This is a genomic window from Hahella sp. HNIBRBA332, assembly GCF_030719035.1.
In the GTDB taxonomy this organism is placed as follows: domain Bacteria; phylum Pseudomonadota; class Gammaproteobacteria; order Pseudomonadales; family Oleiphilaceae; genus Hahella.
In genome coordinates, this window is the sequence record NZ_CP132203.1 from 5845171 (window position 1) to 5870188 (window position 25018).

The following is a 25018-nucleotide window of genomic DNA, read 5'->3' on the forward strand; positions in this document are numbered from 1 at the left end:
CTGAAAAGGCGCGTGGTTGCTGGTTTTTGCTAAAACATTAATTTTGTTAATTTTTATTAACTACGCCTTTTGAACTACCCGAAACGTGACGACGCAGGGGCGGACGACTACAGTCTTCCCGCAAACTTGCGTATTGGAACAGGGGATTAATATGAGGGATAGAGGGAGAAGGCGGCGCCAGGGCGCCGCCTGAGAGAGTTTACTGAGAGGACCACTCCAGAGTGACGCCGCTGAAATCGGTATAACCGCGCAGGCTCATGAACCATTCGCCGGCTGAAGGGTTAGGAATGACGCAGGACTCGTTGTTGCCGTCTTTATAAGGACGACACTGGAAACGACTGCCGCTGGGTTGTCTGCCCTTACGCACGTAAAGGTCTGCGTCGCCGCTGCCGCCGGAGATCTTAACGGTCAGTGTGGATACGCCCTCTGGAATGACGTCGCTGAAATGCAGCCACTCGCCAGAACCGCCGCTCAGACCGCTTTCAACGCCATTGCCTTCGCCGCTGTCGCCATCGTCGCCGCCGTCATCATTACCGCCGCTGAATGAACCGGTCAGGCTCAGACCGTTATAGGCGCTGTAGCCCTGCAACATAACGTAGTATTTGCCTGGCTTAACCGGCAGGTCGGAGCAGGTTTCATTATTGCCGTTTTTGTAGGGGCGGCAGTCATAGCTGGAGGAAGTCGGCTTCTCGCCCGCCTTCACATAGAGGTCGGCGTCGCCGGAGCCGCCTTCAATCTTGAAGGAAATGTCGCTGGCGCCAGTGGGCACATCCAGCACATAGTATTTCGAGCTGCCGGCGGATCCACTCAGGTCGGTCAGGGCTTTGCCGTTGCTCAGGCTGATGGCGTCGCCGTTGTCTCCGCCATCATCGCCGCCGTCGTCGCCACCGTCATCCCCGCCGGTATGAGAGTTGATCCAGCTGGTGAAACTGGGCACCGCTGTGTAGACGCCGTACTTGTTCGGCCTCGCGCATCCGTCGCCCCAACTGACGACGCCCAATTGACGGAATTCGCCCGCCTGGTTGATGAACAATGGGCCGCCGGAGTCGCCCTGACAGGAATCCTTGCCGCCCTGCTTGAGGCCGGCGCAGACGTTATGATCATGAATATTGCTGCTGCCGTAGGCGCTGCGACATTCATCCAGAGACACGACCGGCACGTCCACTTTCTGCAGGGCATTGGGAGAATTGCCGCCTTCGGACGTATCCCCCCAGCCGATGACCGTGGTCATGAGGCCGTCATAGATATCGTTGGGCGCGCCCAGTGTGATGCGGGTATATTTCTCATCGATTTTCTGCGCGACTTTCAACAATGCAATATCGTTTTGCATAGTGTTGGAGTTGTAGCCCGGATGGTTGATGACTTCCGTCACCTGAATGACCTGGGCGTCGCTCATGTCGTTCTGGCGATGCAGACCGACAACCGCCTTGAAGCTGCTGGCGGAGCGTCCGGATGTACAGTGTGCGGCGGTGAGCACGTAGTAGTCGCTGACTACGGATGCGCCACACCATTGTCCGCCGTTGTACTGCAGGTACACCATGAACGGAAATTCGCCTTCAGAGGCTTCTTCTCCGCCCACGATTTTCGCGGTAATGCTGCGGTAGGATTCAATATTGTCGGGACCGCTGGCGTAGACATTGGCGGCGGCGAAGGTCAGTCCGGTCATCATCCCTACAAGCAGGGGTTTTTTGCACAGTTTCATTGTAGATTCCATTGCATGAGATTGTTTTATTAAAGAGAGCTTTTTCTTAGTTGTACTGATTGCTCCCCGTCGGCTGTGCACCAAGGCGAGAGGGGACTGCGCTCTCGCGGCTCCTTTTATATTTATTGGTGTTCAGATAATAAACCATACATCCACCTCCGCATGCCTTCAATTCGGTCGAATGTCTTAGGTTCAGGGGTCTATGCCAGGGTCTTATCGGCTGTGCCGGTAAACCAATATAGCGGTGAATTTGAGACTATGTATCCCCTGTATAGCCTAGGCGCCGCGTACTCAGGTCTCGTAGTTTTGTCGTGAGGCCCGGAAGCGCACGCGCAGCTTGCCGCGACGCACCTCTACGTTCTTCACCAGCGCGCGCGCCAGTCGGTGGCGCAGGCTGTCCATGCGGAACTGGAAGACAGGGGCGCCGGCGACATAACGGGATAGTGCAATACGCACGGCGGCGCGGGCCGGTTTCAGGTAGCGGCCGGGGATGGGATGGAGTTGTAGATCGGTGATTTGCGGGTCGAAGAGATAAAACGCTCCTTCCTGCTGAGAATAGGAGAGAACGCCCTCCATTTCCACGATGCCGGTGGAGATAAAGCCGCCGGGAAGCTGCAACTCCACCCTGGCTCCGACGGCGATGCGATTGCGGGCGTCGTCCAGGCGCACCCAGGGATCATGCAGCCGGACCCCCAACAGGTATTTTCTGGTTTCAATAGGAAAGTGCGCAGTGAGATAGCGCTGTAAATCCAGTTCGGACAAGGCCAGCCTGTAAGCCAGCGCTCTGACGATGCTGCGACTGATTTTATAAGTCCACGCGAGCCTTAAATTTTGCATACCGCTGCTGATTATGTTGTTTTAAGCGCCATGTTCAATTCCCGCGGGAGACGTTTGATCATGGTAACCAGTAATGAGTCTGAACTGATAATAAGAACTTTCCAGATGAAAGATGAAGACGAGGTCGTCGTTTTGTGGGAACAATGCGGCCTGGTGCGTCCCTGGAACGATCCGCGCAAGGACATTCATCGCAAACTTAAAGTCGATCCTGGTCTGTTTCTGGTGGGAGAGTGGCGGGGACGTCCGGCGGCGACCGTAATGGGCGGCTATGAGGGGCATCGTGGCTGGGTGAACTATTTGGCGGTGGATCCTCAACATCAGGGTTCGGGCTGGGGGCGCGCATTGATGGACGAGCTGCAGAGGCGTTTGCTGGCGATGGGGTGTCCGAAGATAAACTTACAGATTCGTAAGGATAATCTGGCCGCCATCGGGTTTTATACTGCCCTGGGCTATTTGGAAGATCAGTCCATCAGCATGGGCAAGCGCCTGATCCCGGACTGATTTCCTCCCTGCGGACGACGTGGTTATACGCTATTGCCCCCCGCGTCGGCATATTGCAGGATGGACGACAAAGAACTCTGGAAATGATCCACATGAAAAAACTGTTTTTACCGATTTTGGTTTTGATGTCTCTATTGAGTGGTTGTGCGGCGCTGTCGCCTTTCAGCATCAGCGAGGCCACACTGGAGAGTTACATGCAGGAGCAGGTGAGTCGCTATGACCGCCAGCAACTGGAATCCGGGTCGCCACTGTCATTGGCGCTCGACAAAGTGGATGTCACCCTGGGGCCGGAAGGCCGCGATGTAGCGGTGTTGGAGCTGAACGGCGAAGTCGCGGTCAACGCGCTGATGGCGAAACTGCCGGTGGGCGTTTTCCTGAAAGTGGAGGGCGCGCCCTATTACAACAGCCAGGAGAAGGCGGTGTATATCCGTCGTTTGCGGTTGCTGGACAGCCGTATCGATTCCCCTTACTTCAAAGGCGATTTCAAGCCCGTGACGGACAACGCCATGCGCTTTCTGGCGCAGATGCTGGAAACCATGCCAGTGTATCGTCTGGATGACGCCAATCTGGCGGGACAGTTCATGTCTCTGACCAATATGGATTTGAAAGTGGCGCCGGGCAAACTGGTGTTCGTGCCTTCCGATAAGTAATCCCGCCGGACTGGCCGCCTTTGGCGGTCAGTCCATGGTGGCTTCTTCCCCTTCCTCTGTTACATCCTCCCATGGATGTAAATGACACACCTGCGGACAACAGCTTGGCAGGTATTTCAGCCACTCGGCAATCGTGAAAAACTTGATCTTCTCTCTCAGCCATAACACGCCGGGATCGCGATCATGGCGGGCGTGCCAGATCATGGAGACAGGGGTGGGGCGTATTTCCAGTGGCGGCTTGGTGACATGCAGCGAACCGCATTTGGCGCCCTTGGCGATCACCATATTGGGCACGATGGAGATCAGGTCGCTGCCTTCCAGCAACGCCGGCACGGAAGCGAAATGATTCACCGTCATCGCCACACGACGACTCAACCCTTGCTGGCTGAGCGTAATATCAACGAAGCCGGTGGCTTCTCCAGTGAGGGACACCAGCAAATGGTCCGCCTTTAGATATTTCTCCAGCGTCAGCGGCTCCGCGGCCAATGGATGGTCTTTCCGCATGGCGCAAACATAATCGCTTTCGAACAGAAAGTCGTTGCGGAACGAGGTGCGGAACTCCTGCATCACTCCCACGATAATATCCACTTCGCCGTTGGTCAGGATGCTTTCCGAGTTATTGCCATTGGCGGGGACCGCATGCAGATCGATGTTAGGCGCTTCCGTCTCCACCATTCTGCGCATGGGCAGCCAGATCAGGTCTGTCGTGATATCGCTCATGCCCACGCGGAAGCGTCTGCGGGTCGACGATGGGTCGAAATCCTGCGGGTTGACCGCGTCCTTCAGTTGAATCAGCGGGCCGCTGACCTGGTGCCACAGGCTGAGCGCGTGGGTGGTGGGCTGGATACCACGTCCGTTTTTCACGAACAAGGGATCGTTCCAGACCTGACGCATGCGCGCCACCGCATTGGACACCGCCGGCTGGGTCATGGAAAGCCGCTCCGCCGCGCCGCTAATGGAGTTTTCGGTCATGATGGCGTCGAAAATAACGAGCAAATTCAAATCTATATTACGCATATCGAGCCTTCATATAAAAATTAATGATGTGTCGAATATCAAATATAAATTAGACGATATCAATGATTATGAACAAAATGCAAGCATCGCAAAAAAACCTGAGGCGCTAACGGAGCTACTGACAGCAGGTTGTCAGTAGGGAGCAGTTATTGTGCGCCTGTCAGTCAAAGGAGCTTGTCATGAAATTTTCCAGATCTCTCATTCTATACGGAGCGGCAGTGTCGGCGGCAGTCCTGTTGAGCGCCTGCCAACCCGCTGAACCTCCGCAACAGCAAGGCCACGCTATGGCGCCGCCAATGGTGGACGTCGCGACTGTGCTAAGCGAGCCCGTTACGGAATGGGACGAATTCACCGGTCGCCTGGAGGCGACGCAAACCGTCGAATTACGCCCGCGCGTTTCAGGTTACATCGATAAAGTGACCTTCGAAGAAGGCGCTCGGGTCAACAAAGGCGATCTGTTGTTTGAAATCGATCCCCGCTCTTTTCAGGCGGAAGTGAATCGCTTGAATGCGGATCTGACCAGCGCTGAGGCGCGTTTAGATCTTGCTGAGCGCGACATGAAGCGGGCGCAAAGCCTGAAAAAGCAGAACGCGATTTCCGTGGAGCAGGTGGACAGCCGCGAGAGCCAGTTGAGTCAGGCGCGCGCACAAGTGCAGTCCACTCGGGCGGCCCTTGAGTCCGCCAAGTTAAGTCTGAGTTTCACCAAAGTGACGGCGCCGATTTCCGGTCGCGTCTCCCGCGCCATCATCACTGAAGGCAACTATGTCCAGGCCGGCCAGAGCCTGCTGACGACATTGGTGTCTACAGACAAGGTCTACGCCTATTTCGACGCCGATGAGCGCACCTATCTGAAGTATCGCGAGCAGACGGCGCGGGGCGATCGTCCCAGCGCCCGCGACGGCGATAATCCTGCATTGATGAGCTTGGCTGACGAGCAGGACTATGCGCACACCGGCTATATCGACTTTCTGGATAACCGGGTGAATCCGGAGACCGGCACCATACGGGGTCGTGCGGTGTTCGATAACCAGCACGAAGAGTTCACTCCCGGTCTGTTCGCCCGCGTCAGAATCATCGCCAGCGGCCGCCATGAAGGGATACTGGTTAACGACCGCGCCATCAATACGGATTTAAGCAACAAGTTCGTGTTGGTGCTCGGCGAAGACAACAAGGTGAACTATCGTCCAGTGGAGCTGGGCCCGAAAGTGGATGGTCTGCGTCTGATTCGCAAGGGGCTGCAACCCGGCGAGAAGATCGTGGTGAATGGCCTGCAACGAGTGCGTCCCGGCGCTGAAGTGACGCCCCAGGAAACCGCCATGGTGGAACCGGCTGCGCTGGAGCGTTTCTACGCGCAACAACGGATCGTGGAAAAGTATTTGACGGAGCAGGCCCGTCTGGAGGCGGCGCAGGCCGCTGCGCCAGCGAAAGCCTCTCCCAACGCCGCATTGGAACAGCCTCGCGGCTAGAGGTAAGCAGTTATGAATCTGTCGCAATATTTCATTCATCGGCCCATATTGGCCGGCGTGCTGTCGATAATGATATTTATCGCCGGCGCATTGGCGGTGTTCGAGCTGCCTATTACGGAATACCCCGAGGTGGTTCCGCCTACGGTGGTGGTGAACGCCACCTATCCCGGCGCCAACCCCAAGGTTATCGCTGAAACTGTCGCCTCGCCGTTGGAGCAAGAGATCAACGGCGTGGAGAACATGCTCTATATGTCTTCCCAGGCCTCTTCCGACGGCCGCATGGCGTTGACGGTGACCTTCGCCCTGGGAACGGATCTCGACGAAGCTCAGGTGGACGTGCAGAACCGCGTCAGCCGCGCTTTGCCGCGCCTGCCCAATGAAGTACAGCGATTAGGCGTTACGACGGAGAAATCCTCGCCGGACCTGACCATGGTTGTGCACATGGTGTCGCCGGATAACCGTTACGACACGCTCTATCTGGCGAACTACGCCACCTTGAACGTGAAAGACGCGTTGTCGCGGATTGAAGGCGTAGGCGCAGTACGTGTGTTCGGCGCCGGGGATTACTCTTTGCGCATCTGGCTGGACCCGGAAAAAGTGGCCGCGCTGAATCTGACCACCAGCGACGTGCTGCAAGCTATTCGTGAACAGAACCGCGCGGTGGCGGCGGGTACTTTGGCGGCGCCGCCGTCTCCCAGCGCCAGCGATTTCCAGCTGCTGATCAACGTGAAAGGCCGTTTGGAATCCATCGAAGAGTTTGAAAACATCATTGTCCGTGTTGGTCCGAATGGGGAAATGACCCGTCTGAAAGACGTCGGTCGCGTGGAACTGGGCTCCAGCACTTATGCATTGCGTTCTTTGCTGAACAACAAGCCTGCGGCGGCGTTGCCGATCTTCCAGCGTCCCGGCTCCAACGCCATTGAAATTTCCGACAACGTGCGCGCCACCATGGCGGAACTGAAGAAGACGTTCCCGGAAGGCGTGGACTACTCCATTGTTTACGACCCTACGGTTTTCGTAAAAGGCTCTATCAAAGCGGTGGTGCAAACACTGCTGGAGGCCATTCTGCTGGTAGTTATCGTCGTGGTGTTGTTCCTGCAGACCTGGCGCGCTTCGATTATCCCATTGGTGGCGGTGCCGGTATCCCTGGTGGGCACCTTTGCGGTGATGTATCTGTTCGGCTTCTCGCTGAACGCGCTGTCGCTGTTTGGACTGGTGCTGGCTATCGGCATCGTGGTGGATGACGCCATTGTGGTGGTGGAAAACGTCGAACGTAATATCGAGCTGGGCATGACGCCGGTGGAGGCCACCAAGCAGGCCATGAAAGAAGTGACCGGCCCGATTATCGCGACCTCTCTGGTGCTGAGCGCGGTGTTTATTCCTACCGCGTTTATTTCTGGCCTGACCGGCCAGTTTTATAAACAGTTCGCGTTGACTATTGCGATCTCCACGATCATTTCGACTATCAACTCCCTGACCCTGAGTCCGGCTCTGTCCGCTGTGCTGTTGAAACCGCACAGCGCCAAGAAAGATCTGTTGAGCCGCATTATCGATGGTCTGTTCGGTCGCTGGTTGTTCGCGCCTTTCAACAAGTTCTTTGCGAAGGCTTCCAATGCCTATACCTGGGGCGTGAAACGCATCATTCGCGGCGGCCTGGTGATTCTGGTGGTGTACGGCGGCCTGATCGGTCTGACCTATCATCAGTTCCAGACCACGCCGGTGGGCTTCGTGCCGCAGCAGGACAAGCAGTATCTGGTGTCCTTCGCGCAGTTGCCGGACGCGGCCTCGCTGGATCGTACGGAAGACGTGATTCGGGAAATGTCCGCCATCGCGTTGAAGCACCCCGGCGTGGAATCGGCTGTCGCGTTCCCTGGTTTGTCCGTGAACGGCTTTGTGAACGCCCCTAACAGCGGCATCGTGTTCGTGACTTTGAAGCCCTTCGAGGAACGTAAAGACCCCTCTCTGTCCGCAGGCGCTATCGCAGGACAGTTGAACGGCGAATACAGCGCCATTAAGGAAGCCTTTGTGGCGATCTTTCCACCGCCTCCGGTCATGGGATTGGGCACCATCGGCGGTTTCCGCCTGCAGGTCGAAGATCGCGCCAGCATGGGCTACAACGAGCTGTATGCGCAAACCCAGAATATCGTGCAGAAAGCCTGGGCGACCCCTGGACTGACCGGCCTGTTCAGCAGCTTCCAGGTCAACGTGCCGCAGATCGATGTGGACGTGGATCGCGAGAAGGCCAAGTCTCACAACGTGTCTCTGAACGACGTGTTCGAAACCATGCAGGTCTACATGGGCTCGCTGTATGTGAACGACTACAACCAGTTCGGTCGCACCTATCAGGTGAATGTGCAGGCGGAGGATGACTTCCGTCAGGAGGCGGACCAGATCAGTCGCTTGAAAGTGCGTAACGGCCAGGGCGACATGATCCCCATCGGTTCCTTTGTGAACGTGACTCATACGGCGGGGCCGGATCGGGTTATGCACTACAACGGTTACCCAACCGCGGAAATCAACGGCGCGCCAGCCCCGGGCTACAGCTCAGGCCAGGCCCAGGCGGCGATTGAGAAGCTGCTCAAAGACGAGCTGCCCAACGGCATGACCTTTGAGTGGACCGAGCTGACCTATCAGCAGATTCTGGCGGGCAACACAGCGGTATTCGTCTTCCCGCTGGTTGTTCTGCTGGTCTTCCTGGTGCTGGCGGCGCAATACGAAAGCTGGTCGTTGCCATTGGCGATTATTCTGATCGTACCGATGACGCTGTTGTCAGCCATGACCGGGGTGATTCTGTCCGGCGGTGACAACAATATCTTCACCCAGATTGGACTGATCGTACTGGTGGGATTGGCGACCAAAAACGCGATTCTGATCGTGGAGTTCGCCAAGGAGCGTCAGGACGCGGGTCTCAGTCTGATGGACGCCATCCTGGAAGCCTGTCGCCTGCGTTTGCGTCCGATTCTGATGACGTCCCTGGCGTTCATCATGGGCGTGGCGCCATTGGTGTACTCCAGCGGCGCCGGCGCGGAAATGCGTCACGCCATGGGCGTCGCGGTGTTCTCCGGCATGATCGGGGTAACGATCTTTGGATTGTTGCTGACGCCGCTGTTCTATCACCTGATTCGTCGCTGGGTGAAAAAACGCGATCCGCAGGACGAAGCGCAAGGGGAGGTGGCTCATGCGTAAGGCGAAGCTTTTCCTGGTCTCCGCGCTGACTCTGGCTATGGCGGGATGCATGACAGTGGGGCCTGACTATCAGGCTCCAGAAATTCCTGCGACGCAATTGCAGACGTTCAACCAACAGCAGTTCGACTTCCAGCGCATGGAGGAAAACTGGTGGGGGCAGTTCAACGATCCCCGTATTGAGAAACTGGTGGATCTCGCCCTCGCCGACAATCACGACATCGCCAAGGCGCGGGCCAATGTAAAGGCCGCTTACGCTGCATTTGACGACAGTCGCGACGACCGCTTTCCGAAAGGCGGCGTGGGCGCTGAGTACAGCGCCTCGCGAGCGAAGTCCGCGCCGAACTTCTCTGACGCCGCCAAGGTGGAGCAATACTCCGCCGGAGGCAACCTGAGCTGGAACCTTGACTTCTTCGGCCGCGTGACGCGGCTGATTGAAGCCGCCGAAGCGGAAGCGCTGTCCAGCGATGCGGCGTTGCGCAATATGCAGGTAGAGATCATTGCCGAAGTCGTGCGCGTCTATGCGGACTTACGCGGCGCTCAGGCGCAGATTCAAGTGGCGCAGCGTAATCTGGAGAATCTCAAATCCGTGGTGGAACTGACGGAGGCCAAGTACAAGACGGGAGTCGGCGCAGAGCTGGATGTGGTGCGCAGTAAGGCGCAATACGCCGGGGCGCAGGCTACTCTGGCGCCGTTGCAGGCGCGCATCGCCCGCGATGAGTATCGGCTGGCGGTGCTGACCGGTTCCGAGCCTGGCAAGCTGGCGATGGACTTGAGCTATCAGCCCATTCCCCAGGTGGCGACGGCGCTTGCTATTGGCGACCCCGCCGCCTTGTTGCGTCGCCGTCCTGACGTGCGCGTCGCTGAACGCCGTTTGGCGTCAGCCACCGCCAGGGTTGGCGTGGCGACGGCGGACCTGTTTCCCAAGGTGGAAATGACCGGGTTCCTGGGCTTTATTTCCGGCTCCGGCAGTGAGCTGCTGAAATCCTCCTCCGGCGCCTGGTCCGTGGCCCCCAGCCTGAACTGGGCGGTGCTGGATTGGGCCTCCCTGAAGGCGCGGGTGCGCGTGGCCGAGGCGCAGAATGAAGCGGCCCTGGAAGACTATCAGCAGACGGTGTTGCGGGCATTGGAAGACGCACAGCTCAGCTTTGTTAATTATCACCAGAGCCAGCAACGCTATCTGCACTTGCAGGCGCAGGTGGAGAGCAGCGCGCGGGCCCAGGAAATCGCCCAGGCGCAATACAAGGAAGGCTTTATTGACCTGTTGGTGTTGCTGGACACGGAGCGCACCCGTCTGGCGGCGGAAGACGCTGCGATGCAGGCGGAGACGGATATCATGAAAGGCGTTGTGGAAATTTACCGCTCTCTGGGCGGAGGCTGGGAAGCGCCGGCGGATAATGTCGCCGCGACCGGCTTGAAGGCGTTCACACGAGGCTAGCCCCTGTTTTCTGCGACCATCCGACGTCGCCGCCGCGCCCTGCGATCTTTTTGCGATCTCATGACAAGCGCAAGGGCGCACGACGTTGACGGCGGGTGGTCGCAGATCCTTTTTCAGCGTTGAAAACCGTCGTCAGACTTTTTTCATGTGGAAAACCTCCACACGATTCCTGCCTTGATCCTTGGCCTGCTGCAAGGCGACTTCCGCTTGCTTGAAAAGCTGCTCGAACGGCGTATCGCACTCTCCAATACAGAGCCCGATGGACGCGGTGACGCGCACTTCCGGATCGCCATCGGCGGGTCCGGTGAAGACCATGTCGGCAATTGACTCGATGAGGCGTCCGGCGATCTGCATGCCGACCTTATCATTGGCCTGACTAAGGAAAATCGCGAACTCCTCGCCGGCGATACGCCCGAACACATCGTATTCACGCAAGGCCTCCCGGGACATTTCCGCGATGCGGCGCAAGATCTCATCCCCGACCGGATAGCCATAGTTGTCGTTGACCTTTTTGAAGTGATCCATATCCAGCAGCATCAGCGTCATGGGCGCGCCGGTGCGCCAGCAGCGATTCGCCTCCGCTTCCGCCGCTTCGAAGAAGCCGCGATAGTTAGCGACATGGGTCAGCTCATCCGTCATCGCCATATGGCGTAACTTCTGATTGGCGTGATTGATGCGTCCTTCCAGTTGCTTCTGCGCAGTGAGATCGCGGGCGCGCACCAGCATGCGTCCTTGATTGTCGATCTGCTCCGAGAATAAAAACCAGCGGCCGCCGCTGATTTCCACCTCGTAGCTGCGAAACTGGCGTGTGCGACGTAATTCCTGCGCATAACGCAGCCAGCCTTCCAGATCGTCAGACTCGATGTGAATGCCTTGCCGGGTGTCGTAACAGCGTTCGGCCAGACGGCGAAAACTGAAACCGGCGAGAAATTCGCGCTCAGCATTGAAAAGCCGGGCGAAAGCGGCGTTGCAGTAAACAAGAAGATCCTGGTCGTTGAAGAGGGCGTAAGCTTCATCGCTGCTTTCTATAAAAGCGAACAGCGTATGCTCCAGATCGTTGACTTCGCTGGACATGAATAAAGGCTCCCCGACGGGTGCAAAAAATTAAATCGGAATAAGGCGTTAAGCGCATGCCGCGGCTTGTGCCGACGTCAGCGCAATACGGCGCAATAAAAAGGCGCTTATTAATTAAGTAGCATACTTTTCAGGATAATTCCGCCGCAGGACGCGGCGGAGCAGGTTCAGCCCAACTTGTATTCGATCTCGGCGGAGACGCTGGGGGCGTTGGAGCGGCTGCCCAGGGTCGCCATGGTGCGATTGTCGAAAGCGTGGGTCCACAAGGATAAGTCATTGGGTACGTAGACGGGACGGGTAAACTTGAAGGACGCCTGACGAATCTCACGTTCATTCTGATTGCTCAGATAGCCCATGATCTTGCCGACGGAGTACATGCCGTGCACTATCGGGCGCTTCATACCGCACAGACGTGCGGTCCACTGGTACAGGTGGATAGGATTGAAGTCGCCGGACAGCCGCGCATAACGGCGAATATCGGCGCTGCCGAAATAGAAGGTCGTCTGCGGAGCCGCGTCGGAAAACGGTGTGCGTGGTCCGTTACGGGCGGGGCGATGATTACCGGGGCGTTTGCTCAGGTAATGGTTGATCATTTCCACCGCGACCTGTCCGCGGGTCCAGATTTCCGTCGTGACGGTGAAGCTTTGCCCATGTGCGCATTCTTCCTGACCGGATAAATAAGCGCGCACGGTCAATCGATCCTGGGCGCAGACCGGAAAGCGCTGGATGAATTTGACGCCCAGATGCACCAGACCCAGCAGTTTGAGAGGAAATTCCGGCCGGGTCAGCAGGGTCAACTGGGGCTTTTGGGTAAAAACATACAGAAACGGCAGGGGCGCGCGTTCAGTTTGACGGTATTGCGGACTAAACTCAAAGAAGCGCAGATATTTATCCAGGTGGCTGCGGCAAAGAGTGATATCGAAAACCTCAACGCATAATTCGGGCAGGCGAGTGTAGGTCAGCTCCCGCTTTAGCAAGGTCTTGGCGTAAAGCGTCAGCAGGTCAGGAAGTTGGGGTTCGGTATAGCTTACTACGTGCATAATGTTCTCTTCTCGCCGCCGGCCGGTGGTCGAATGCGCTCATTCGTGACATCCCGGTTGTCTGTTATAAAGTTGTCTGTTGTAAATATGTAACCGTTTGTAAAGTTGCTATATAAATAGATTAAAAAAGAATCAGCTACAATAGGCTTTTGGGTTGGTGGGATCGGCCGAAAGGATGATAGGGCGCTATTATCAATGCGGAGACGGGGCCAAATGAGACTGTCAGTATTAGTGCTTAGTGGGCTGCTCGCGTTGTTGGCGCAGCCGTCGGCGGCGGAAACATCGCTTGTGCTGGCGTCACAGGAGGATTTCACACCCTATGAATGGCGCGATGGCGACCAAATCAAAGGGCTGGACGTGGATATCGTTAAAGAAATGGCGCGACGTCTGGGCTGGAACGTCGAGATTAAGCTTTATCCCTGGAAGAGAGTTCTGCACGAAGTAGCAGCGGGCGCTATTGATGGCGGCTTCTCCGCTTTTCGTACGCCGGAACGGGAGGAGTATGCGATTTTTCTCGACCCGCCGATCCATCTGAGCACCTATTGCGTGTTTGTTAACCCGGAACGGCCTATCGTTTTTTACAGTCTGGAGGATTTAGACGGCAAAGTATTGGGCAAGAATCTCGGCTTTTCCATCAATCCGGAGTTTGATCATGCACAAAAACGGGGGCGTTTTGAGGTGGTCGAGAAGAGCATGAGCCATAACTTGCGCTTGCTTGCCGCACAGCGCATTGACGCCGTGATCGGCAATGAGCTGGAAGTGGATTACATGGCGCGGGAGCTGGGGCTGGATGGGAAAATAATGGCGTTGCCGACGAAACTATCCCAGGATATCCCCGCCCATCTGATTATTTCCAGAAAGTCGCCGCTGGCCAAGGACCCGGAAATGCTGCGGCAAATGGAAGTCACATTGCAGCGTATGCTGGAAGATGGCGCTTACGCCGCTTTTCTGAAGAAGTACCAATAGTCGCAGACTTGCGTCGTCTGGTGGTTATTCGGGTTTGCTGATTTGTTTCTTGCCGGTGACCATGGCGGCGATAAGGTTCTCTTTACCGAAGCGCGAGTACAGGCTCACTGCGGCGATGTGAATCAGCATGAGCGCCATTAACGCGCTGGCTAAGCCCTCATGAATTTCCTCCAGCCAATCTTCGCCCCAGAAGGCGTCCAGGCTCATCATCCAGCCACTGACGGCCAACGCAGCCACCAGGAACATGAGCGCCAGAATCATCAGACCGCCCATCGGGTTGTGCCCTACTGTTTGCGTGGGCTTACCGGACAGAAGAGCGCCTGCATAGTTTTTAAGTCGGGTCGGCGTGGGAAAAAAAGACCGAAAGCGCGCGTAGGGCGTCCCTATAAAACCCCATAAGACTCTGATCGCAACAGCGCCTCCGGCATAATAACCGACCCATTCGTGCCAGGAACTTCCATCCTCCAGAACCCACAGATTCAGAATGCACGCTGTGGCTAACGTCCAGTGAAATAAGCGGACCAGAGGGTCCCAGACACGAATGGTTTGCATAGGGAACTCCTTAATCTATTTCAGTTTTGACAGCTTCGCCGTTAACCGGGTTGAAGTAGATCTCCACTTTCTGACCCTGGCTGTTCCAGCCGTAGATTTCATAGCAGCCGGTGTCTGTCTCTTTGAATTTCTTGATCTTGTAACCCTGGTCCAGCAGCGACTGTTTGAAAACTTCCTGGTCCTGCCAGGCGGACTTGGGCTCGGTGGTGCAGGTAGGGTCTGCGAACGCGGTGGCTGCTGACAGACTCAGGGCGGCGGCGAGTAAGGCGATTGAGGTTGATTTCATAAATCTGTTCCTTGTGTGAATGTCTTGTTTAACGACAAGGAGCAGATTAAGGGGCGAAGCTTAAGGGAGGCTTAAGTCAAATCCCGATGAAGAAGAATTTTTACCGGTCTTATCGAGGCAGCGACAAGCCCATAAGCGTCACGCTGTAGAGCGCGCTGTCCATTTCCGCTACGTTGGGCAGTTCCCCCCAACATTGAAAGCCGTGTTTGCGAAACAAGGCGAGGCTGGGCGCATTGTGTGAGAAAATCACGCCGACCAACGCCGTAACCCCAAGCTGCGGCGCCAGCGCTATCGCGTGACTCAACAGGCGGGCGCCCAGTCCTTTGCCCCGCTGCTGCGGCGCCAGGTAGATGCTTAACTCCGCTGTATGACGATAGGCAGGGCGAGCGTGATAGGGTTCGAAACTGATCCAGCCAAGGAGACGACCATCTCGTTCCGCCACCAGCAGGGGGCGTGCATCGGTATGCCGCAGAAACCAGTCCCGACGACTCGCTGCGGAAACTTCTTCCGTATCCGCCGTGACTTGTCTGGAAGCGACCGTGGAATTATAGATATCGACGACGGCTTGCAGGTCCGCCTCTTGCGCGGGACGTAACTGGAAATCCTCAAAGACGGCGTTAAGCATGTGGGCAGATGTCCTTAACCTGAGATGTGTGAAACGCCCAGCCGTTATAGCGTAAAACGTTATTATCGAAAAGCCCGTTGACGGACTGTGTCGGCGCGGGCTAAAAACGCTATATTATTCAACCCGATGTGTTAGACGCCATTAGGCGTGACGTTTTACCCACAGTCCGTGCAGTCAGGGATATTTCGACTATGTACATGCCTGCTTCATTCAAGGTGGAGGACCGCTCCGCCATGCTGGATTTTATTGACCGCTGGAGCTTCGGTGTTTTGATGACGCTGAAAGCCGGGATGCTGGAGGTCAATCAAGTCCCTTTTATACTGGATCGCGAGAATAACCGTTTATATGGCCATCTGGCCCGCCAGAACGATCAATGGAAGGAGCTGGACGGCGCCGATGAAACACGGGTGCTGTTTCAGGGACCGCATGCGTACGTGTCGCCGGACTGGTATGAAAGTACGGGCATGGTGCCTACCTGGAATTTCATGAGCGTGGAGGTGCGGGGGCGCTCGGAATTATTGCCTCCCGAACGTCTGCCCTGGTTGCTGGAGCAGTTGAGCGATAAACACGAAGCGGCGTTCGCCAACCCCTGGAAAATGAGTAAAGTACCGCCAGCGAAGCTGGAGGCGATGATGAAAGCCATTGTCGGCTTCAGCATTGATATCGAAACCTTGAACGGCAAGTTCAAGCTCAGCCAGAATCGTAATCCACAGGATCGGGCCGGTGTGATCGCCGGGTTGTCGACGCAGCCGGACGAGAATTCCCGGGTGATCGCGCAGCAGATGCAGTTGCTGCAGGATAGCTGACTTTAATTAGAGGCGATGATATGGACTACGCAGCGGCCAGACAGGCGCTTTTAAGTAAACCCGAAGCCATCGAGGATTTTCCGTTTGGACCTGAGGTGGCGGTGTTCAAGATCAAAGGCAAGATGTTCGCGACCCTTGGCATGGAAGACGGCGAAGGGCGCATGAACCTGAAGTGCGATCCTGTCGAGGCGCTGGCGTTGCGGGATATCTTCCCTTCCGTAACGCCGGGCTATCACATGAATAAAAAGCACTGGAATACACTGGCGCTGGATGGCGGGGTGCCACCCGGAGAAATCGAACGGATGATCGATAACTCCTACGCGCTGGTGGTTAAAGGCCTCACCAAGGTGGAGCGTCAGGCTTTGGAGCTGCGTTACGGCAGGGAAACACTATTCCCCGCCTGAGCCCGGACGGTTCAAAACCGGCAATTGGAGGGCAGGTAGGCCGGATCAATATCCGTCTTGTTGGCGCCGATGGCCTCCATGCCCTCGACCGCGGGACTATGTCCGCACAACCAGGTCATCGGGCTGGCGGGGCTGCCGGTCACGATGGCGGGACGGATGGTGAGATATTTGTCCTGCAGACTTTTGTTCACCTTGTTGCCCAACTGAACATGAAAGGCGCCGTTCTCCAGGGAGATGTTCTTCACAAAGTTCCCCAATAACTTGTTGGGCGCAGGCATGCCTGCGGCGGCGTTGTCGGTCGGAAAATCGCCTTTGTATTTGTAATATTCTTTCACCTGATCGCGCAGTTCGCCCACGATGGTGACCGCCTCGGTGACCTGCGCCCGAGTGATGTAAACCTGGTAACTGGGCAAGGCGACGGACGCCAGAATGCCAATGATGGCGACCACGATCATTAATTCGATGAGGGTGAAGCCGTTTTGCGCTGTGTTAGTCATAATTCTGCCTTTGATGAATAACGGTTAAATAGCGGAGCCTAAGCCGAAAATCGGGAGGTAGACGGCGATGATGACCGCTCCCACCAGTATGGCGATGAGGGTGCTGACGCCTGCGACGAATTTGGCTTTGAAGGAAGCCAGCGCCGCGGAGTAAGCGACGTTGAGTCGCTCGAACTGATACGCCAACTCCTGCTCCAGCGCGTCAGTTTTTAGGGCGATCGTCAGATCCAGGTATTCCGGTTGCGAGAGCTTGTCTTCCAGGCTGGCGTTGGAACAGAGCTGCAGCGCTTCACGTAAGGACGTTTCCGCATCCAGACCGGAGCGGTTAAGCAGGTAGGCGTTGGCGAGCCAGATATAGCGTAAATGGGCTTTGGCGATGGAGGACAAGCCTGGGAGGCGTTGCATGAAGTTCGGCATGGGCCTCAACCGTCGAATACAACCGACCGTCTTGAACCCCATCCAAAATAGCGGAATCAGGCCAATCAAGACGAGGATCCATACCGACTGAAAAGTTTCCATGCCGGATATCAGCAACAATGTGAAGGCTGGCAGTTCCATGTTTGTTTCACTGTAGAACGCCTGAAATCCTGGCAATACCTTGATGAGCAGGACGCTGAAAACAAGGATGGCGATCATCAACAGGACGAAGACGTAGCCAAGCAGGTTCTGCAATCCGTCCCAGACGCCCCGCCAGGAGACTTCCATGGTGTGAGAGTGGGAGATATAGCGTTCCAGGAAGCCGGGTAGCGAGCCGCCTTTGGCGCGCACAATGGCGGCGAGCCGACTGATGTCGTAGAAGGGACTGTCCTGATAAGGCGTGGTATGTAAGCTGACGTCACCCTGCAATACTTTTTTCAGTTGCTCAACCTGAGGCTGCGCGTGAGCCGGCAGGAGAGGCTCCAGTCTGGCCAGCGCCTGCTCCAGAGAAAGTCCCTGCTGAACCTGATGGTTCAAATGTCGCAACAATTGGCTCAGATTTGAGTTTGGCGAAGAAATAAGGATCACGGTTTAACCTCTACAGATATATGGGAGTTGCTCCGGAGGCAGCGAGCTTTTGTCGTCGCCGTAAACTTTACGCGGACCCGAGTGCGCTGACGCGCATGTCCAACCCAGGGTGCGCAATGCGCCATCGGGATTGCTGACGACCGGTCGAAAGCTGATGACCTTGGGTTCCCCGGCGTTGATGGGGAAAAGGGTAAAGTGCAAGGCTCCGCTCGAATCAAGCTCAGTTGACTGAAAGTAGACCGCCTCGACGTTACTCAGCGCATGCAGTTCTTCTCTCTCTGGCCAGACGCCGGAAAAGGCGTATTTTTCCGCCATGTCCACTCTGACACCCCCCAATAAACCTAAGGCCTCGGTCAGGCGGGCTTTAATCGTCGCGTGGCGCCCGGCGTCCAATGCGAAAGTCAAAGCGATGCAAATCACGGCGATACAGGTAAGGATCTCCAGCCAGCGAAAGCTTCCGACAGCCTGATAAGACGGTCTTAAAACGAGGAGGTCGCCATCAAATTTCGGCGGCGGGCCTGCGTTGAGCGCAGAGACGTCGGCTCCCGACTGAGTTGGAGCGGTTATGAACTGCTGATTGACCCACCTTGCCCGCCAGTTCAAATAGGTCAGAAAAGGAAAGGCGGACAGAATAAAGAGAGGATGCAATGCTTCCGCAAGCGTTGAGGCCGTTATCACCGCCGCAATATAAAGCGCGCTGGTCCACGGGCCGAGCAAAGGATCAGAACGGCCCGCCAGGGAGGAACTGCGCGCGAGATTACCAACCAGAGAGGGAATAAAAAAGTAAAAGAACAGTCCACGCAGCGGCGGCCAGACAGGGTCGCCCGATATAAGCCGATACTTGCGCCAGTTCATGTAATGCCAGAACAGTTCGTATGCGCCCAGCGTTAACACATACAAAAGACAGTGCAGCCACATGGGCGGCGCAAAATAGGGCGTCAGTTTTTCTTTGAAAAAGCGTCGGCGTTCAGGCAAAGCCAGTCCTTAATGCGAAGAAGAAAATTATTAGCAGTTTAGCTGATTTGCATCCTGAACTACTTTTGATTCAGGTAATTACCCGCTTATTTTTTGGGATGACAATGAGGTTGGGCAAACTTCGCCTGTTAGGTCGCCATGAAAACTGTGGGTATGTGAATGTCGCCGTTAGGGATATCAGTGTGGTTTAGCGGTATTGACTGCGCCGGTTTACTGTTTAGAATGGCCGCCTTTTGGAAATTCTCATGGATTTGAATCTAATCATTGGCGTCTTGATCGAGAGTGCGTGTCTCTTCGCCGCAGCTAAACTGCTAAAAGTTTCGCTTGGGTTTATTGAGGCGTTCTTGATCGTTCTTGCGGCGGTTTTGATTGTACACTTTGTCTATGGGCTTCCTGGTTTTCTTCTCGCACTTGGGTTTTATTTGGTGGCGTTGAAGTTAATCACCAAAGCGGATGCCTATTCAGAGATCTTTATTCTTACGCTCATAGGATTAGGCGTCCAGGCGCTACTGAAAAAGTTCTTATTCGCCGTCGTTTTGGCCTGATTTTCTCTAATGCGGCTATGGCCGCGTAGCATCTCCTTTCATCTATATCTAGTATTTACTTTTAATATTCAAAACCATATATTGTGCTTCAGCTATGGTTCACGCCTGTTCACAGGTTGTGCTAAGAGGGAATCCGGTGAGAGTCCGGTACTGACGCGCAGCGGTGTGGGGGAACGAAAGCGACGCGGGCGGAAACGCCCACGCACTGTCCTGAAAGAGGATGGGAAGCGGTCGCCGTAGGTTCGCAAAAACGTGTAAACGCCCCCGAGTCCGAAGACCTGCCATGCTGAAGTTATTCATGCCTTCGCGACTCAGGGTAATGATAAAGCGCCGCTCTATGCGAGGCGATTTTCGTCCTGTCTGTGCGTCGCTTTATGTCCCGGTTCGCGGAGGTTCGGCCAGAACACGCGATAGAGGACAATCCCATGACCGGCAGTTTTTCGTCCCCCAGCGAGGCGCGCGCCTCCAGCTCCCCATCTGTTTCATCCGAGTCACGTACTAATAACGCCTTGCTGCAGGTGATCAAACGCACCGGTCAGGCGGCGCCCTTCGACGACCGCAAAATCGCCATGGCGGTGACCAAGGCGTTTTTGGCGGTGGAAGGACAGTCCGCATCCGGCTCGCCCCGTGTACGGGACTCCGTAGAAAAACTGGTTAAGGACATCGTGGCTCGCCTGCGTCGCCGCAGCCCGGAAGGCGGCTCGGTGCATATCGAAGAAATTCAGGATCTGGTGGAATTGGGCCTGATGCGCGGCGGCTTCCATAAAGTGGCGCGCGCCTATGTGCTGTATCGTGAAGAGCATGCCCGTCAGCGTGCGCCTGCGCCAAGCGAGCAGGCGGGGGAGACCCATCCCGATATCAATGTGAAGTTCGCCGACGGGACGGAAGCGCCGCTGAACATGGGGCGTCTGCGTACGGTGATCAGTGACGCCTGCGCCGATCTGGATGGCGTCAGTGGGGACAAAGTACTACAGGGCGCATTGAAAAACCTGTACAACGGCGTCAAACATAAAGACGTCAACGCCGCGTTGGTCATGGCGGCGCGTCCGCTGATCGAAGAAGAGCCCAACTACTCCTATGTGTGCGCCCGTCTGCTGTTGGACGGCCTGCGCGAAGAATCGCTGAGCTATCTCAATATCGCCGCGTCCGCCACGGAAAGTGAAATGGCGGAACTGTATCCGACCGCGTTCCGCGCCATTATCGAACGCTGCGTGGAACATGAACTGCTGTCGCCAAATCTGCTGCAGTTCGATCTGGAACGACTGGGCGCTGCGCTTAAGCCTGAGCGTGATCGCCAATTCACCTACCTGGGGCTACAGACTCTTTACGATCGCTACTTCATTCACTGGCGCGAGACTCGCCTGGAATTGCCGCAGGCGTTTTTCATGCGCGTCGCCATGGGATTGTCGGTGCAGGAAGACGATCCCAATGCGCGTGCGATTGAGTTCTACAACCTGTTGTCCTCCTTCGATTACATGTGCTCTACGCCGACGCTGTTCAACGCGGGGACCAATCGTCCGCAGTTGTCGTCCTGCTACCTCACCACAGTGCCGGACGATCTTGAAGGCATCTACGGCGCGATCAAGGACAATGCGCTGCTGTCCAAATGGGCGGGCGGTCTGGGTAATGACTGGACGCCGGTGCGTTCTCTGGGCTCCCATATCAAAGGCACTAATGGTAAATCCCAGGGCGTGGTGCCGTTCCTGAAGGTGGTCAACGACACGGCGGTGGCGGTGAATCAGGGGGGCAAACGTAAAGGCGCGGTATGCGCTTATCTGGAGTCCTGGCACCTGGATATCGAAGAGTTCCTGGAACTGCGCAAAAACACCGGCGATGAACGCCGCCGCACCCATGACATGAACTCCGCCAACTGGATTCCAGACCTGTTCATGAAGCGGGTGTTCGAGGATAAGGAGTGGACCCTGTTCTCACCCAGCGACGCGCCTGATCTGCACGATTTGTACGGCTCGGCTTTTGAAGTGCGCTATACCCACTACGAATCCCTGGTGGAATCCGGTGAAATCACCCTGTTCAAGAAAGTGCCTGCGCAGAACCTGTGGCGCAAGATGCTCTCCATGTTGTTCGAAACCGGCCACCCCTGGGTGACTTTCAAAGATCCCTGCAACCTGCGTTCGCCGCAGCAACATGTTGGCGTGGTGCACTCCTCCAACCTGTGTACGGAGATCACGCTGAACACCAGTCAGGACGAAATCGCGGTGTGTAACCTGGGCTCGGTCAACCTGGTCAACCACATTCGCAATGGCGAAATCGACCACGACCGTCTGCGCAACACCGTGTATACGGCGGTGCGCATGCTGGATAACGTCATCGACATCAACTACTACGCGGTTCCCCAGGCGCGCAACGCCAACCTGCGTCATCGTCCCGTGGGTATGGGCCTGATGGGCTTCCAGGATGCGCTGTACAAGCTTGGCCTGCCATACAGCAGCGTCGAAGCGGTGCGCTTCGCCGATCAATCCATGGAGCTGATCAGTTATTTCGCGATCACTGCTTCCTCCAATCTGGCGAAAGAACGCGGCCGCTACGAAACCTATGAAGGCTCCTTGTGGGATCAGGGCGTTCTGCCTATCGATTCTCTGGATCGTCTGGAGCAGGAACGCGGCGCGGAGTTTTGCACGCTGGATCGCGGCCACAGCCTGGACTGGGCGCCGGTGCGTGAACTGGTGAAAAAGCAGGGCATGCGTAACTCCAATGTCATGGCGATCGCGCCTACAGCGACGATTTCCAATATTGTCGGCGTTTCCCAGTCCATCGAACCGACGTATCAGAACCTGTTCGTCAAATCCAACCTGTCCGGCGAGTTCACCGTGATCAACCCCTGGTTGGTGCAGGAGTTGAAGGCGCGGGAACTGTGGGATTCCGTCATGGTCAACGACCTCAAGTATTTCGATGGCTCTGTCGCGCAGATCGACCGCATTCCTGAAGATGTGAAGCAGCTGTTCCTGACCGCGTTTGAAATAGACCCCCGCTGGTTGGTGGAGGCGGCTTCCCGTCGCCAGAAATGGATAGATCAGGGCCAAAGTCTGAACCTGTACATGGCGGAGCCGTCCGGTAAAAAACTGGACAACCTGTACAAACTGGCTTGGTCCCGTGGTCTGAAAACCACCTATTACCTGCGTTCCCTGGGCGCTACGCAGATGGAGAAAATCTCTTCCGGCGTTTCCCAGAGCGATAGCGTCAAACCTGATGTTGACGACACTGAGAGTCAGGAGCCGCAACCGAAGTTCTGCTCGATTCTCGATCCGGACTGCGAAGCCTGTCAGTAAGCGACGATAACAACCAGGAGCTATGACCATGAATACCGAACTGATGAAGCAGACTGCGACCTTGTCGGACTGGGACGATCCTCTGGCGGTGGCGATTCCTGCTGTGTCCACATCCTCTGCTGTTTCTCCACAGTCACCCGTTTCCACCTCTCCCGCTGCGGCCCCCGCCGCCGGGGGAGCCCCTGACAGCGAACCGGAGCCCGCCGCCCTCGCGAAGGAGGCGATGGACGAACAGGTTTTACAAAAGCTGGACCCGGTCAATCCCGACGACAAGCGGGTGGTGAACGGCATGACCGACATCAACCAGCTGGCGCCGTTCAAGTATCCCTGGGCGTGGGAGTTTTTCCTCAACGCCAACAAGAATCACTGGACGCCTCTGGACATTAACATGTCCCAGGACGTGTACGATTATCATCACAAGCTGACGCTGGAAGAAAAGCATGTGTATGAGAACGTACTCGCTTATCTGACCACGTCCGACATCCTGGCCATGCGCAATATCGGTCTGGCGGTGATGGAGAAAATGAGCGCGCCGGAATTGCAGATCTATCAGGCGCGGCAGGTGTACGAAGAATCCCTGCATACCTGGACCTATCAGCACTGCATCGAAACTATCGGTCTGGACCAGAGCGAGATCTATAACCGTTACCGCGTCACGCCGGCGATTTATCGCAAGATCAAGATGGGCAACGAGCGTATCAGCGCGCTGCTGCGCCCGGATATCAATCTGCGTAATCGGGACGACCTGGAAACCTTCGTGATGGCGTATATCTTCTTCGCCGGTATTTTTGAAGGCTGCTGGTTTTATAACGGCTTCAGTCCTATCTTCGCCTTGCAGCGTCGCGGATTGATGAAAGGCACCGGCGAGCAGCTGCAATACATCATGCGTGACGAAGTCATGCATTGCGCTTTCGGTATCCGCGTGGTGAAACAGATCATCAAGGAAGAAGGCGTCACCCTCGATCCCAAAGCCATCAAAACACTGTGGGAAGAAGCGGAAGCAGCGGAAACCGGCTACGCCCACTTCCTGCTGAAAGAACCCATCCTGGGCTATACCGCGGAAGACCACATCGAACAATTCCGCTTCATCGCCAATCGCCGCGCCAAGCAGCTGAAGCTGGACGAGCCCTTCCCCGGCGCCGGCAACGCACTGCCCTGGCTGGACGAACAGGCCAGCATGCGCAAAGAGAAAAACTTCTTTGAAACCCGCGTGACGGAGTATCAGACCGGGGCGTCGTTGCAGTGGTGAGCTTGGTAAAAAATTGGCAGCAGAAATATCTGTTTGAACGGCTGGCGGCCTCGTCATTATGACGAGGTCGATATTTCTATAAACGGCTTATACCCGATTGACTGAAGGCTCTCTTCAAAACAGTGACGCTGTGGTCCCCATAAAAATTTGCACGCATGTGTGTTCAGATTTTTTCTTCGCTATATTTCATACTATTGAGTAAGCCTGTGGAGCTTTAATTCAAGTTCGTAAATTTATTCATTTGACTTCTGAAAGCTGTTTCTTGCACGCTCTTCCAATCATGTATGGTCATAGATAGCATTTACAATATTTCAGTTTGATATAAGAGGCGCATATGAAGACTAGATTGACGCTGGCTTCGTTTATTTTAGTTTTATCTTCTTTGGGTGTTGTTCATGCTGCCGAGCAGGAACAAGCAAGAAAAGAGTGTGAAGATGTGATGAGACTTTATTACGCCAAGGAGCAAGAAGCACAAAAGGAGCAAAAACAGCAAATTGCCCGAGGGAAAGTGCCTGATATAGCCTCAGCTTGCACCGAAAATGGCCAAACGGTGGAATATTGGCAATGTATTCGTAAGAAAATTTACGAAGGGAATCAATTTTCAGACGCAGCTTCCCAGTGTAAAGATCTAAATAACGGCGGCTGAACATAAGGGTGCAAGGGTAAAGCCTTCTTGAGGTTGCTTTTGTGTCTTTGAATAGAATGCCATAATCTGCTTTTACTATAGTTCTGGCTGATTTCTGTTAGCTGTATAGCTACTGATTCAGCCTTTACCTACGAAAACCTATCCTAGCCTACTTAAACTCGCGTTATTCAGTTCACTCTCATACCTGCTTTGGCCTTAATAGAGTCCTGTTTTGCTTGCTGGATATGCGAGTAGCTGCATGCGTTATTTTACCCAACAAGGATGGAG

Annotated in this window: 23 protein-coding genes and 1 riboswitch; of the genes, 12 read left to right on the plus strand and 11 right to left on the minus strand. The window is 55.6% G+C overall.

The genetic code is table 11. The features are described 5' to 3' along the window. Window positions 1-199: 199 nt before the first annotated feature. Together O5O45_RS25795 and O5O45_RS25800 are read right to left on the minus strand one after the other, a co-directional pair. Window positions 200-1702 carry a trypsin-like serine protease gene (locus tag O5O45_RS25795; RefSeq protein WP_305902180.1) on the minus strand — a complete coding sequence of 501 codons (1503 nt, stop codon included), beginning with the start codon at window positions 1700-1702 and terminating at the stop codon, window positions 200-202. A gap of 291 nt (window positions 1703-1993) precedes the next feature. After that, a complete protein-coding gene (locus O5O45_RS25800; protein WP_305902181.1) occupies window positions 1994-2539 on the minus strand; it encodes a DUF1439 domain-containing protein in 546 nt (181 codons plus the stop codon). Window positions 2540-2599: 60 nt separating this feature from the next. On the opposite strand from O5O45_RS25800, the gene O5O45_RS25805 reads away from it, so the two are divergent. Together O5O45_RS25805 and O5O45_RS25810 are read left to right on the plus strand one after the other, a co-directional pair. Next, on the plus strand, window positions 2600-3040 hold the full coding sequence (locus O5O45_RS25805; RefSeq protein ID WP_305902182.1) for a GNAT family acetyltransferase: 441 nt from the start codon (window positions 2600-2602) through the stop codon (window positions 3038-3040). Between the two features lie 92 nt (window positions 3041-3132). After that, window positions 3133-3690 (plus strand): DUF1439 domain-containing protein, encoded by a 558-nt coding sequence (locus O5O45_RS25810; RefSeq protein WP_127974268.1) that lies wholly within the window; start codon window positions 3133-3135, stop codon window positions 3688-3690. Window positions 3691-3717: 27 nt separating this feature from the next. On the opposite strand, the gene O5O45_RS25815 is transcribed toward O5O45_RS25810, so the two are convergent. Then, a complete protein-coding gene (locus O5O45_RS25815; protein WP_305902183.1) occupies window positions 3718-4707 on the minus strand; it encodes a LysR family transcriptional regulator in 990 nt (329 codons plus the stop codon). A 179-nt stretch (window positions 4708-4886) separates the two neighbouring features. On the opposite strand from O5O45_RS25815, the gene O5O45_RS25820 reads away from it, so the two are divergent. From O5O45_RS25820 to O5O45_RS25830, 3 genes are read left to right on the plus strand one after another with little or no spacing between them, the layout of a single operon-like run. Continuing rightward, a complete protein-coding gene (locus O5O45_RS25820; RefSeq protein WP_305902184.1) occupies window positions 4887-6173 on the plus strand; it encodes an efflux RND transporter periplasmic adaptor subunit in 1287 nt (428 codons plus the stop codon). 12 nt (window positions 6174-6185) lie between these two features. Continuing rightward, on the plus strand, window positions 6186-9359 hold the full coding sequence (locus O5O45_RS25825) for an efflux RND transporter permease subunit (RefSeq protein ID WP_305902185.1): 3174 nt from the start codon (window positions 6186-6188) through the stop codon (window positions 9357-9359). Next, window positions 9352-10794 carry an efflux transporter outer membrane subunit gene (locus O5O45_RS25830; protein ID WP_305902186.1) on the plus strand — a complete coding sequence of 481 codons (1443 nt, stop codon included), beginning with the start codon at window positions 9352-9354 and terminating at the stop codon, window positions 10792-10794. Before O5O45_RS25825 ends, O5O45_RS25830 begins: the two co-directional genes overlap by 8 nt. A 132-nt stretch (window positions 10795-10926) precedes the next feature. Here the strand turns inward: O5O45_RS25830 and O5O45_RS25835 are convergent, their stop codons facing one another. Beyond that, window positions 10927-11868 (minus strand): GGDEF domain-containing protein, encoded by a 942-nt coding sequence (locus O5O45_RS25835; protein WP_305902187.1) that lies wholly within the window; start codon window positions 11866-11868, stop codon window positions 10927-10929. 167 nt (window positions 11869-12035) lie between these two features. Next, window positions 12036-12908, minus strand: coding sequence for a MaoC family dehydratase (locus O5O45_RS25840; RefSeq protein WP_305902188.1), 873 nt, complete (start codon window positions 12906-12908; stop codon window positions 12036-12038). Between the two features lie 213 nt (window positions 12909-13121). Here O5O45_RS25840 and O5O45_RS25845 point away from each other — a divergent pair, with 213 nt between their 5' ends. Continuing rightward, window positions 13122-13874 (plus strand): substrate-binding periplasmic protein, encoded by a 753-nt coding sequence (locus tag O5O45_RS25845; RefSeq protein WP_305902189.1) that lies wholly within the window; start codon window positions 13122-13124, stop codon window positions 13872-13874. Between the two features lie 24 nt (window positions 13875-13898). On the opposite strand, the gene O5O45_RS25850 is transcribed toward O5O45_RS25845, so the two are convergent. The 3 genes from O5O45_RS25850 to O5O45_RS25860 form a co-directional block, all read right to left on the minus strand. Next, the gene (locus O5O45_RS25850; RefSeq protein ID WP_305902190.1) at window positions 13899-14426 is read right to left on the minus strand and encodes a cytochrome b/b6 domain-containing protein; all 528 of its coding nucleotides are present in this window, start codon (window positions 14424-14426) and stop codon (window positions 13899-13901) included. Between the two features lie 10 nt (window positions 14427-14436). Further along, window positions 14437-14712, minus strand: a complete 276-nt coding sequence (locus O5O45_RS25855; protein ID WP_305902191.1) for a PepSY domain-containing protein — start codon at window positions 14710-14712, stop codon at window positions 14437-14439. Between the two features lie 109 nt (window positions 14713-14821). Continuing rightward, a complete protein-coding gene (locus O5O45_RS25860) occupies window positions 14822-15337 on the minus strand; it encodes a GNAT family N-acetyltransferase (protein ID WP_305902192.1) in 516 nt (171 codons plus the stop codon). A 191-nt stretch (window positions 15338-15528) separates the two neighbouring features. Between O5O45_RS25860 and O5O45_RS25865 the strand changes: the two genes are divergently transcribed. Then, window positions 15529-16143 (plus strand): FMN-binding negative transcriptional regulator, encoded by a 615-nt coding sequence (locus O5O45_RS25865; RefSeq protein WP_305902193.1) that lies wholly within the window; start codon window positions 15529-15531, stop codon window positions 16141-16143. Window positions 16144-16163: 20 nt separating this feature from the next. Continuing rightward, window positions 16164-16547: an MmcQ/YjbR family DNA-binding protein gene (locus tag O5O45_RS25870; protein WP_305902194.1), complete on the plus strand. Its 384-nt coding sequence runs from the start codon at window positions 16164-16166 to the stop codon at window positions 16545-16547. 11 nt (window positions 16548-16558) lie between these two features. Here O5O45_RS25870 and O5O45_RS25875 read toward each other — a convergent pair whose 3' ends face one another. The 3 genes from O5O45_RS25875 to O5O45_RS25885 are packed head-to-tail and all read right to left on the minus strand — an operon-like array spanning window position 16559 to window position 19024. Then, window positions 16559-17044, minus strand: a complete 486-nt coding sequence (locus O5O45_RS25875; RefSeq protein WP_305902195.1) for a pilin — start codon at window positions 17042-17044, stop codon at window positions 16559-16561. 24 nt (window positions 17045-17068) lie between these two features. Next, the gene (locus O5O45_RS25880; protein ID WP_305902196.1) at window positions 17069-18049 is read right to left on the minus strand and encodes a type II secretion system F family protein; all 981 of its coding nucleotides are present in this window, start codon (window positions 18047-18049) and stop codon (window positions 17069-17071) included. A gap of 3 nt (window positions 18050-18052) precedes the next feature. After that, the gene (locus tag O5O45_RS25885; protein ID WP_305902197.1) at window positions 18053-19024 is read right to left on the minus strand and encodes a pilin; all 972 of its coding nucleotides are present in this window, start codon (window positions 19022-19024) and stop codon (window positions 18053-18055) included. Between the two features lie 245 nt (window positions 19025-19269). On the opposite strand from O5O45_RS25885, the gene O5O45_RS25890 reads away from it, so the two are divergent. From O5O45_RS25890 to O5O45_RS25905, 4 genes are all read left to right on the plus strand, one after another. Further along, window positions 19270-19569, plus strand: a complete 300-nt coding sequence (locus O5O45_RS25890) for a hypothetical protein (protein WP_305902198.1) — start codon at window positions 19270-19272, stop codon at window positions 19567-19569. A gap of 77 nt (window positions 19570-19646) precedes the next feature. Further along, a riboswitch (cobalamin riboswitch) is annotated at window positions 19647-19869 on the plus strand. Between the two features lie 125 nt (window positions 19870-19994). Beyond that, window positions 19995-22856 (plus strand): ribonucleoside-diphosphate reductase subunit alpha, encoded by a 2862-nt coding sequence (locus O5O45_RS25895; protein ID WP_305902199.1) that lies wholly within the window; start codon window positions 19995-19997, stop codon window positions 22854-22856. Window positions 22857-22884: 28 nt separating this feature from the next. Beyond that, window positions 22885-24105, plus strand: coding sequence for a ribonucleotide-diphosphate reductase subunit beta (locus O5O45_RS25900; RefSeq protein ID WP_305902200.1), 1221 nt, complete (start codon window positions 22885-22887; stop codon window positions 24103-24105). A gap of 334 nt (window positions 24106-24439) precedes the next feature. Further along, entirely contained in the window at window positions 24440-24751 is a 312-nt protein-coding gene (locus O5O45_RS25905) for a hypothetical protein (RefSeq protein WP_305902201.1), read from the plus strand. The last annotated feature ends 267 nt before the right edge of the window (window positions 24752-25018 follow it).